This is a genomic window from Porphyromonas sp. HMSC077F02, from assembly GCF_001815465.1.
Classification (GTDB): Bacteria; Bacteroidota; Bacteroidia; order Bacteroidales; family Porphyromonadaceae; genus Porphyromonas_A; species Porphyromonas_A somerae.
Window position 1 is genome coordinate 59,858 of the sequence record NZ_KV820654.1, and the last position, 10,626, is coordinate 70,483.

Sequence of the window (10,626 nt, forward strand, 5' to 3'; positions counted from 1 at the left end):
TCGGACAAGTCGGACGGCCCCAGCCTCAGAGAACCCAGCTAGTGCGGCGTCCGACCTGTCCGACTTGTCCGACTTGTCCGACTCGTCCGAGATAGGCACCCCCGATAAGGCACCCCCGATAGGCACCCCCGCCACCCTCGCCACAGATATTTTTTGTAGCTTTGTGTATGATTACAATTGAGGCTTGTGTGGATTCGGTGGCTTCGGCCATCGCAGCGGAGCGGGGCGGGGCTCATCGGTTGGAGCTCTGTGCATCGCTGGCGGAGGGTGGCACCACCCCCTCCTTGGGTATGTTTCGTGAGGTGGTAACGGCGGTGAAGATCCCAGTTTTCCCGATCATTCGTCCTCGTGGTGGCGACTTTGTCTATACCACACGTGAGATAGCGGTGATGGTACAGGATATTGAGATACTGAAGATGGTGGGAGCGGCTGGCTTTTCACTAGGGGCACTCACGGAGGATGGTGAATTGGATTGGCTCACCAATAAGATTCTGATCAAGGCGTGTGGCAAACTGCCGGTGACCCTTCATCGTGCCTTCGACCGCACGGAGAATCTTCAGGCATCGCTAGAGGCGGCGAAATCGCTCGGCTTCCGTAGGGTGCTCACCTCGGGCGGGGAGAGCTCGGCACCTAAGGGGGCGGAGACGCTGGCGCAACTGGTGAAGCAGGCGGGCAAGCGGATCACTATTATGGCAGGTACTGGTATCACCCCCGATAATGCGGCGGAACTGATCAAGAAGAGTAAGGTGAAGGAGATCCATGGTACTTTCTCCAGCGAAAAGGAGGGACTAACGAAGTACCGTCGGCCTGCCTTTCCGCCCTACTACCAACCTCAGATTGGAGAATATTCATTCAGAGAGTGCGACGAAGAGATGATCGCTACACTCATTAATAATATAGGCAGTGAAAAATAAGATTGATATTGTCCTCAGTCCGGAGCTGATTCCAGCCTACCGCCAGCCAGGAAGTGTGGCGGTGGTGATTGATGTGCTAAGAGCTTCCACCACGATTACTACGGCTATGGCGCACGGAGCCAAGGCGATCTACCCACTCGAGACGGTGGAGGAGGCGGAGGCTCGAGCCGCCGAAGGCTACCTAGTGGGGGCGGAACGAAATGTGGTGCGGTGCCCCTTTGCACAGTTTGGCAATGACCCAGCGGAGTATACCGAGGAGGCGATCGGGGGCAAGGAAATTTACTTTACCACCACCAATGGCACGCGCACCATCAAGGCGGCGATTGCCGAGGGGTATCGTGTGGTGGTGGGGACGTTTGTGAACCTCTCTGCGGTGGCCCGCTTTTGCCAAGGGCAAGATGTGCTGGCGATCTGTGCCGGGTGGCAAGGACGCCCCTCAAAGGAGGATACCCTCTTTGCCGCAGCCCTCTGCGACGCCCTCTCGGAGAGCCACGAGGTGGTGACCGATGTGTCGCAGATGATGGTGGAGCTATGGCAGGCACACAAAGGGTCGCTGACGGAGTACATCAAGGAGAGTAACCACTACCCACGCATGGTGAAGGCGGGAAAGGAGGGGGCACTCGACTTCTGCCTCACGATAGATGCGATGGAGGTGCTGCCGATTACGGAGCTGGAGGGAGAAACGATCAAACTGGTTCGCCATGAGTAGATCGACACAACTTGCTTCTCTACTGGCATGCTTTGCACTACTGCTGGCGAGTTGTGGCACGAGCAAGACCACGCAAGTGACGCTCCCAAAGGTGCAGGGCAATAATGCCTACAACCGCTATATTGAGCAATATGCTGGCATTGCATTGGAAAACCAAAAGAGCTATGGTGTCCCCGCTAGTATCACACTCGCCCAAGGACTGCTAGAGAGTGGCGCAGGGCAAAGTCGTCTCGCCACGGGTGCCAATAACCACTTTGGCATCAAGTGCCATAGGTCGTGGCGAGGTAGTCGCACTTTTCACAATGACGACCGCCCGAATGAATGTTTTCGTGCCTACGACCGTGTGGAGGACTCCTTTAAAGACCATGGGCAGTTTCTCCAACAACCTCGTTACCGCTCCCTACAGCGACTCGACCCCACGGACTACAAGGGGTGGGCTAGAGGTCTGCAACATGCGGGCTACGCCACGGACCGAGGATATGCCAATAAGCTGATCAAAATCATTGAGGATTATCAGCTCTACCTCATCGATGAGGGCAACACCTCTCGTCGCTACCAATATGCACAGAAGAGTGCCCCAAAGAGGGAAGCACAGAAGAAGCCACGGCCTGAGCTACCCACTACATCGGCGGGCGAACGGGTGGGCTACTTTAGCTATGGACTCCTATATATATTAGCGGGAGAAGATGATTCGCTCAGTGCGATTGCTCGCGACTTGGGTATGTCGGAACGAAAACTAACGGAGTACAACGACCTCCCAGCAGGATACCCCCTTGAGAAGGGGGATATCATCTACCTGGAGCCAAAGCATAAGCGAGCCACCCCACCCCACTTTGAGCACCGCATACAAGTGGGTGAGTCGATACACCGTATCGCCCAGACCTATGGCATCCAGCTCAAGTCGCTCTACCAGCTCAATAACCTCACGCCCGAGTACCTCCCAATGGAGGGCGATATCCTCCGCCTACGGTAACTAGCGGGGGTGCCTTGGCGGGGGTGACTCGGCGGGGGTGCCTGTATCGGACAAGTCGGACAGGTCGGACGAGTCAGACAAGTCGGACGCGCCGAGCAAGATCGGCGACACAGGACCCCCCTCCGCACCCGACAGGGTGCCACTCAGATAGCCCCTGGTCGGAGGGGGCAAACGCCCCCGAACGACCAGCGGGAAACGAATCGGCAATATATTAATCGACCCTTGTGGTCGCACAAGCCGATGCAGGTGCGACCGCAAGGGTCGTGGAATTTGGGGCTCGTTACCCCGCCGGTCTTCGGCTCTGCGAGCCTCGACCGGGGGCTAGCTGAATGGCACCCTTCGGGTGCTCCATTGCGGCGTCCGACTTGTCCGAGATAGGCACTCCCGCAAAGACACTCCCTCCGCACCCGACAGGGTGCCATTCAGATAGCCCCTGGTCGGAGGGGGCAAACGCCCCCGAACGACCAGCGGGAAACGAGAAATTCCAAATTAATCGACCCTTGCGGTCGCACTTGGAAGGGGTTTGTGCGACCGCAAGGGTCGTTGGATTTGGGGTTCCTCTCAACCCGCCGGTCTTCGGCTCTACGAGCCTCGACCGGGGGCTAGCTGAGTGGCACCCTTCGGGTGCTCCGGCTCTATCACCTATCTATTGGGCCGTCCGACCCGTCCGATCTGTCCGACTTGTCCGACTTGTCCGATTAGGTACCCCCCCCTTGTCCGATTAGGTACCGCCCCCCGATAAGGGGGGCTCCAAAGGCTAAAAACCTCTAACTTCTTGGAGAGTTAATCGGAAATGGTTATCTTGCACTTAGTTAGAGAAATTTGGAGTAGAATCAGATAATAATGGATAATAAGTTATACCGCCCAACTCATCTATTCCTAGGGACTATTGCACTATTGCTTGCTATGGGAGTCAGCTCTTGTGGCTTGCTCTCTCCGCAGTCCAAGGAAGCAGACAGCTATGGTCATGAGCCAGCTAAAAAACAGACCCTTCTGGTCGGCACCTATACCCAAAATAGGTCAGAGGGGCTCTACTCATTTAGCTTTGACCCACGCACCCTCAATGTGAAGCATCGCAGCACGCTCATCACCCCCAATCCTACCAGTCTGGCACTCGATAGGGAGCGGGGAATTATTTATACCGCCAATGAGCAATCGTCGGAGGCGATGGTGAGCTCACTACAACTTGATGGGGTGAGTGGTCGTCTCACGGCGATCAATAGCTCCTTTACCTTGGGTGGCTCTCCACGGTCGGTGGCGACAGATGGCCGTGGCAAGGTGGTCTCTGCTAATTATGATGCGGGCTCTATCACCCTATTTTTTGCCGATGAGGCGGGACTACTTGGTCAGCCCGATTGGCATATTCTACTGGGTCAAGAGGGAGAGTCGCACCCTAGCGACCTCTGCTTTTCGCCCAACGGCAACGAGCTCTTTGTGGTGGATGCGGGGCAGGACAAAGTGTATCACTTCAATGTCAGTAGCAAGAACCCACCACTCACCATTGATGTAGAGACGACCGACCTACCCAAGGGAAGTCGCCCAAAGAGCATCGCTATGGACTCGTCGGGTAAATTTTTATACCTACTCACGGAGCAAAACCCAGAGGTGATCCTCTATAAGCATCATCGGGGCAAACTCACTGAGGTAGAGAGATTTTCGCTAAGTGGTGACCCCCAAAGCCGTGGAGGTCAACTATGTCTCAGCCCAGATGGGCGTTACCTCTATGTATCGGAGTGGGGACGTGAGAGCCGAGTGACGATATTCAAGATAAATAAGTTGATGGGGCAGCTTACCAAGGCTGGGACACAGAGTGTAGGTCAGCAACCTATGGGCCTTGCCTTTAACCCTTCTGGTCGATGGCTTGCTGTGGCGTGCAAAAAAGCCAATAAGGTAGAGTTTTACAACTGTGATAGGGAGAGTGGTCTATTGCGAGCGCAGAAAGACCTCAGCATCACTATCGACCAGCCAGCTTGCTTGCTTTGGACCGAATAGCGGGCATCTTGATAAAATTGACGATATTTGCAGGAACATTCGGTCAGTTACTTTATTAAACCAACGCTTATGGATAGAGCGGAGCTTATACAAGAGATAGAGAGGAAGCGGAGCTTCCTCTGCGTAGGACTGGATAGCGACCTACGCAAGTTGCCTGCCTGCCTGCCTCAAAATGAGGAGGGGCTTCTCGCCTTTAATAAAGCCATCATTGATGCCACAGCGGCCTGTGCCGTGGCGTACAAACCTAATGCTGCCTTTTATGAGGCGATGGGTAGCCGAGGGGTGGCGGTACTGGAGCAGACGGTTAGCTACTTACAGCAGGAGCACCCTGAGTGCCTAGTAATCCTAGATGCCAAGCGGGGAGATATCGGCAATACTTCGGGGCTTTATGCCCGAGCTGCCTTTGAGGAGATGGCGGTAGATGCCATCACGGTGGCGCCCTATATGGGTGAGGATAGCATTGCCCCATTTATGGGCTATCCAGGTAAGTGGGTGGTGCTCCTTGCGCTGACCAGCAACAAGGGGTCGGCCGATTTTCAGCAACTACAGCTCTCCAATGGGGAGCGACTCTATGAGCAGGTGCTCCGCACTTCGCTCGAGTGGGGTACCCCCTCTAACATGATGTACGTGGTAGGGGCCACTCAGGCGACACACCTAGAGCATATCCGCACGATTGTTCCCGACCACTTCTTACTGGTGCCAGGGGTTGGAGCACAGGGGGGATCGCTTCGTGAGGTGGCTCAGTATGGGATGACCCGTGAGTGTGGGCTTTTGGTGAATAGTTCGCGTGGCATCATCTACGCTAGTTCTGAAGCGGACTTTGCAGAGGTGGCAGGAGCGAAAGCGGCCGAGCTACAGTCTGAGATGAGTGACTACCTACGTACCTACGCAGGTATATAAGAGATTAAAATGAAGTTTACAGCAAAAGAGATCGCAGACCACTTAGGTGGTGAGGTGGTGGGCAACCCTGATGTGGTGCTCACCGACTTCAGTAGTATTGAGAAGGGGCGAGAGGGGGCTCTCTCTTTTCTCTCCAATATGCAGTATGAGAGCTACCTCTACAGCACAAAAAGCAGTGCTGTACTGGTGAATCACGATTTTGAGCCTTCGCAAGAGGTGACGACCACGCTCATCAAGGTCCCCAATGCCTATACCGCTCTTGCCGAGCTACTAAAACTACGCAATGAGGCGGAGGAGAAGCCAATGGGGATCTCCTCTCTTGCCTATGTGGATCCGACAGCGGTGATCGGTGAGGGGGTTTATATTGGCCCCTTCTCCTATATTGGTCGCGACTCGGTGATTGGAGATGGGGTGAGGATTTGGCCCAATGTATTTGTGGGTGGCAGAGTGACCATCGGTGAGGGAAGCCGCCTCTATAGCATGGCGGTAATTTGCGACCATACCGAGGTGGGACGCCGTTGCGTGATCCACTCGGGGGCGGTGATCGGTGGGGATGGCTTTGGCTTTGCCCCTGATGCCGACGGCTACCACAAGATTCCACAGACGGGTCGGGTGGTACTGGAGGATGATGTGGAGATCGGTGCCAATGCCTGCATTGATAGAGCTGTGATGGATGCCACTGTGATTCGTAAGGGAGCGAAGATCGACAACCTGGTGCAGATTGCACACAACTGCGAAGTAGAGGAGCACACCGCCATCGCAGCACAGAGCGGGATAGCAGGTTCGACCACTATCGGTGCGTGGAATGTACTGGCTGGTCAGGTGGGTATTGCAGGGCACCTGAAGACGGCACCGCACGTTACTTTCGCTGCCAAGACAGGCGTACTAAGTGACATTAAGGAGCCTAATACCGTATGGTTTGGCTACCCCGCACAGCCACATATAAAGGCGATGAAAGCCTCGGCAAAGTTTGTCCAACTTCCAGAGATGGACCGCGAACTCTATCAGTTGAAAAGCGAAATAGAGCAGCTGAAGGAGGAGCTGAATCAATTGAAAGCAGAGCATCATGGCAAATAAGAACAACTCGGGTGGCACTACGCAGAAGCAACATACCCTAGGTGCCGCCTTTGAACTAGAGGGAAAGGGGCTACACACAGGACTAAATATCAAGGTGCGCTTCAACCCAGCTAATGAGGGTCACGGCATCAAGATCTGTAGGGTGGATCTTCCGGAACGACCTACCATACCGGCATTGGCTGAGTATGTAACGATGACGGAGCGTGGCACGGTGCTCTCCAATAAAAAGCTACAGGTGAGCACGGTGGAGCATGCAATGTCGGCCCTCTATGCTATGGGGGTGGATAACTGCTTAATCGAGGTGAATGCCCCTGAGATCCCTATCTTTGATGGAAGTGCGATAGAGTATATCCACCAGATAAAAAAGGTGGGGGTGGTAGAGCAAGCAGCAGTTAGGGAGGTCTATGTGGTGAAGCGTAAGATAGAGGTGAAGGGTGAAAATGGCATCTCAAAGCTGACCCTCCTCCCCGACAATTCCTTTGGCCTCCATGTGCTGATCGCTTTTGATTCGAAGGTGCTCTCCAATCAATTTGCCTGTCTGGACGACCTTACCACCTATCCTGAGGAGATCGCTCCTGCCCGTACCTTTGTATTTGTGCGAGAGATAGAGGCTCTTCTGGATAATAACCTGATCAAGGGGGGCGACCTCGACAATGCGATTGTGATCTACGACCAGGAGATTCCGCAAGAGAAGATGGATAAGCTGGCAAAAACGGTGGGGACGACCTCTATCCCTGCAGACCAACTGGGCTATATCAATCATAAGCCGCTGCAGTATCCCAATGAGCCAGCACGCCACAAGCTCCTTGACCTGATAGGGGACTTGGCACTGATTGGCCGACGGATCCAAGGACGGGTGATCGCTACCTGCCCGGGGCACTCAATCAACACCAGTTTGGCGAAGATGATCCGTAAGGATATTCGCCTCAATCAAACACAAGCTCCTACCTATGACCCTAATGAGGCACCGCTCCTGAATATCCAAGAGATTAAAGGGCTGCTTCCGCATCGCTACCCGATGCTACTGGTGGATAAGGTGATAGAGATTGGACCTGAGCATATTGTGGGGGTGAAGTGTGTGACAAATAATGAGCCTTATTTCGTGGGTCATTTCCCCGATGAGGCGGTGATGCCAGGGGTACTACAGGTGGAGTGTATGGCACAGATTGGGGGGCTTTTGATCCTAAATCAGATGGAGAACCCTGAGGACTACTCGACCTATTTCCTAACAATTGACCATGCGAAGTTTAGGCAAAAGGTGGTGCCAGGAGATACGATGGTGGTGAAGGTAGCTTTGATAGGGCCTGTCCGCCGTGGCATTGCCAATATGAGGGGGATGATATTCATTGGCGAGCAACTCGCTTGTGAAGCAGAGTTTATGGCGAAAGTTGTCCGAAATACAGAGAGTAAGGATCAGTAAAATATGAACGAACAGACTAATTCGTCGGTAGAGACGACCAAGATACACCCGCTTGCCATTGTTAGCCCCAAGGCAAAGCTGGGAGCAGGAGTGGAGGTAGGACCATTTGCCGTCATCGAGGATGATGTAGAGGTGGGCGAAGGAACCAAACTACTGAGTGGTGCTATTTTGCGTAATGGAGCACGCATCGGTAGGGAGTGTACCATTCACCCCTATGCTGTGGTGGGTGGCGAGCCTCAGGACCTGAAGTTTAAGGGGGAGGAGAGTGTGGCGATTGTAGGGGATCGTACCACGATCCGCGAGTATGCTACGATCAGCCGCGGTACCGCCTCCAAGGGTTTTACCAAGGTGGGGAGCGATGTATTGATCATGGCTTATGCCCATGTGGCTCACGACTGTGAGGTGGGCGATAAGGTGATCATTGGCAATGCCTGCCAAATAGCTGGCGAGGTGGTGATTGATGAGCAGGCGATACTCGGTGGGGGTACTCTGGTGCATCAATTTGTACACATCGGTTGCCACACGATGCTCCAAGGGGGTACACGCATCACGAAGGATATCCCGCCCTACACTCTGATCGGGCGTGAGCCGGCTATCTATTGTGGCATCAACATTGTGGGACTAAGACGCCGCCAGTACACCAAGGAGCAGATCTACCTGATCAACGACATCTATCGGACACTTTACAATCGTGGGCTGAATAACACGGAAGCGATCCAGGTGATCAAGGAGGAGTATGATGATCTGCCTGAGAAGAAAATCATCCTCGACTTTATTGAGAAGTCGGCTCGTGGTATTGTGCGAGGCAGTTCACTAGATTAGTAGGGATAGGCATCAACTTTTATAGACTATCAATATAGCGTATGATATATCGTTTTGTGATGGTGAGTGATGAGGTACCGGGCTTCTTGAGGGAGATCCGTATTGATGGCACCGCCACATTTTTGGAATTGCACCGAGCGATCTTGGAGTCGGTGGGCTACAGTGATGACCAGATCACAAGTTTCTTTACCACGGATAAGCAGTGGCGTCCTAAAAAGGAGATCCTACTGATGGATATGGGTCTGCACGCCACCGATGATGAGTATTATCTGATGGATGATACCTATCTCGATGACTTCCTCGATGAGAAGGGGGATCGCATACTCTATCAATTTGATCAACTCGGGGACCGTTACTTCTACCTCGAACTGAAGGAGGTAATCCTCGGAGAACAGCAAGATAAGCCTCAATGCACCCGTCGGAAGGGGGAGGCACCAAAGCAGACTTCGGACGTGGAGGAACTACTGGTAGCGGAGCCAAAGAAACCGAAGGCAGCACCTAGTCCAACGCCTGAGCGGGAGGAACTGGAGGAGTTTGATAGTGATAGCTTTGACCTCTCGGAACTAGATGCCGAGGGCTTTGATATCCCAGCGGAGGAGACATCGGAGGAGTAATGGGCCGTGGCAAGCTAATCACTGTGATTGGTGCGACGGGTGTGGGTAAGTCGGCCTACGCCCTACAGCTTGCGAAGGAACTGAATACAGAGATCGTATCGGCAGATAGCCGACAGATTTATCGTGGTATGGTGATAGGCACCGATGCCCCCTCCGAGGAGGATAGGGCAGCGGTGCCTCATCATTTTGTGCAGTGCCGAGAGATTACGGAGCCGTATAGTGCCTACCAATATGCGGAGGAAGCATTGGCACTATTGGACACGCTATTGACCAAGTATCCAGTGGTGGTAGCGGTGGGGGGCAGTATGATGTATCTGCAAGCCCTCCTCTATGAGATGGATGAGGTTCCCCTACCCTCGCCTACGCTCCGTGAAGCTTTATGGCAGCGATTTCACGAGGAAGGAGTGGTGCCTCTGCGAGAGGAATTGCAGAAGGTAGATCCTGATTATCTGGCTCGTATTGACCCTAATAACCATAAGCGGATCATTCGTGCTTTGGAGGTGTACCATACCACGGGGCGTCCATTCAGTAGTTTTCATACAACACCGGCGCCACGAAATCTTCCGTTTGAGGTGGATCTACGGATGGTGACACGTCCCCGTGAGGAGCTGTATGAGCGCATCAATCGGCGGGTGGAGCAGATGGTGGCGAAAGGACTGGTGGAGGAGGTACGGTCACTCCTGCCCTATCGGGAGTATAATGCGCTCAACACCATTGGGTACAAAGAGATCTTTCAATACCTCGACGGTGATATCTCGCTAGAGGAAGCAACTCGGCTAATTGCAAAGCATTCACGCACCTATGCCCGACAGCAGATCGCTTTCTTCTCAAAGTGGCAAGGGACGGAGGTACCTCTATGAGGGGTACCTAATCGGACAAGTCGGTGGGGGTCCCTTTTTCGGACAAGTCAGACAAGTCAGACAAGTCGGACGAGTCGGACGGCCCACCAAGATAAGTAGCGAGCCACCTAGCCATCGTGGCGTCCGACCTGTCCGAGGAAGGTATCCACCGCACCCGACAGGGTGCCATTCAGCTAGCCCCCGTGTCGGAGGGGGCAAACGCCCCCGAACGACCGGCGGGGAAAAGGATACGGTATATGTAATCGACCCTTGCGGTCGCACAAGCCTATGTAGGTGCGACCACAAGGGTCGTGGTATTTGGGGTCCCTCTCAACCCGCCGGTCTTCGGCTCTGCGAGCCTTGACC

11 protein-coding genes are annotated in these 10,626 nt (G+C 54.0%); all 11 read left to right on the forward strand.

Going from position 1 to position 10,626, the window contains the following annotated elements; genetic code table 11:
* A partial coding sequence (locus HMPREF3027_RS09675; RefSeq protein ID WP_210400674.1) for a hypothetical protein occupies positions 1 to 181 on the forward strand: 181 nt, incomplete at its 5' end.
* Positions 168 to 914 (forward strand): copper homeostasis protein CutC, encoded by a 747-nt coding sequence (locus tag HMPREF3027_RS03640; RefSeq protein WP_070707135.1) that lies wholly within the window; start codon positions 168 to 170, stop codon positions 912 to 914. The genes HMPREF3027_RS09675 and HMPREF3027_RS03640, both read left to right, overlap by 14 nt.
* The gene (locus HMPREF3027_RS03645; RefSeq protein ID WP_070707136.1) at positions 904 to 1,623 is read left to right on the forward strand and encodes a 2-phosphosulfolactate phosphatase; all 720 of its coding nucleotides are present in this window, start codon (positions 904 to 906) and stop codon (positions 1,621 to 1,623) included. Before HMPREF3027_RS03640 ends, HMPREF3027_RS03645 begins: the two co-directional genes overlap by 11 nt.
* Complete coding sequence (locus tag HMPREF3027_RS03650; protein WP_070707137.1) at positions 1,616 to 2,596, forward strand: glucosaminidase domain-containing protein; 981 nt, start codon at positions 1,616 to 1,618, stop codon at positions 2,594 to 2,596. The genes HMPREF3027_RS03645 and HMPREF3027_RS03650 overlap by 8 nt, the downstream gene beginning before the upstream one ends.
* Positions 2,597 to 3,439: 843 nt before the next feature.
* Positions 3,440 to 4,588, forward strand: a complete 1,149-nt coding sequence (locus tag HMPREF3027_RS03655; protein ID WP_070707138.1) for a lactonase family protein — start codon at positions 3,440 to 3,442, stop codon at positions 4,586 to 4,588.
* A gap of 69 nt (positions 4,589 to 4,657) precedes the next feature.
* The gene (pyrF, locus tag HMPREF3027_RS03660) at positions 4,658 to 5,488 is read left to right on the forward strand and encodes an orotidine-5'-phosphate decarboxylase (RefSeq protein ID WP_070707139.1); all 831 of its coding nucleotides are present in this window, start codon (positions 4,658 to 4,660) and stop codon (positions 5,486 to 5,488) included.
* 9 nt (positions 5,489 to 5,497) lie between these two features.
* On the forward strand, positions 5,498 to 6,565 hold the full coding sequence (lpxD, locus tag HMPREF3027_RS03665; protein WP_070707140.1) for a UDP-3-O-(3-hydroxymyristoyl)glucosamine N-acyltransferase: 1,068 nt from the start codon (positions 5,498 to 5,500) through the stop codon (positions 6,563 to 6,565).
* Positions 6,555 to 7,985, forward strand: a complete 1,431-nt coding sequence (locus tag HMPREF3027_RS03670; protein WP_070707141.1) for a bifunctional UDP-3-O-[3-hydroxymyristoyl] N-acetylglucosamine deacetylase/3-hydroxyacyl-ACP dehydratase — start codon at positions 6,555 to 6,557, stop codon at positions 7,983 to 7,985. The genes lpxD and HMPREF3027_RS03670 overlap by 11 nt, the downstream gene beginning before the upstream one ends.
* 3 nt (positions 7,986 to 7,988) lie before the next feature.
* Complete coding sequence (lpxA, locus tag HMPREF3027_RS03675; protein WP_021903896.1) at positions 7,989 to 8,807, forward strand: acyl-ACP--UDP-N-acetylglucosamine O-acyltransferase; 819 nt, start codon at positions 7,989 to 7,991, stop codon at positions 8,805 to 8,807.
* 41 nt (positions 8,808 to 8,848) lie between these two features.
* Complete coding sequence (locus HMPREF3027_RS03680) at positions 8,849 to 9,421, forward strand: IS1096 element passenger TnpR family protein (protein ID WP_070707142.1); 573 nt, start codon at positions 8,849 to 8,851, stop codon at positions 9,419 to 9,421.
* Positions 9,421 to 10,281, forward strand: a complete 861-nt coding sequence (gene miaA / locus HMPREF3027_RS03685; protein ID WP_070707143.1) for a tRNA (adenosine(37)-N6)-dimethylallyltransferase MiaA — start codon at positions 9,421 to 9,423, stop codon at positions 10,279 to 10,281. The genes HMPREF3027_RS03680 and miaA overlap by 1 nt, the downstream gene beginning before the upstream one ends.
* The last annotated feature ends 345 nt before the right edge of the window (positions 10,282 to 10,626 follow it).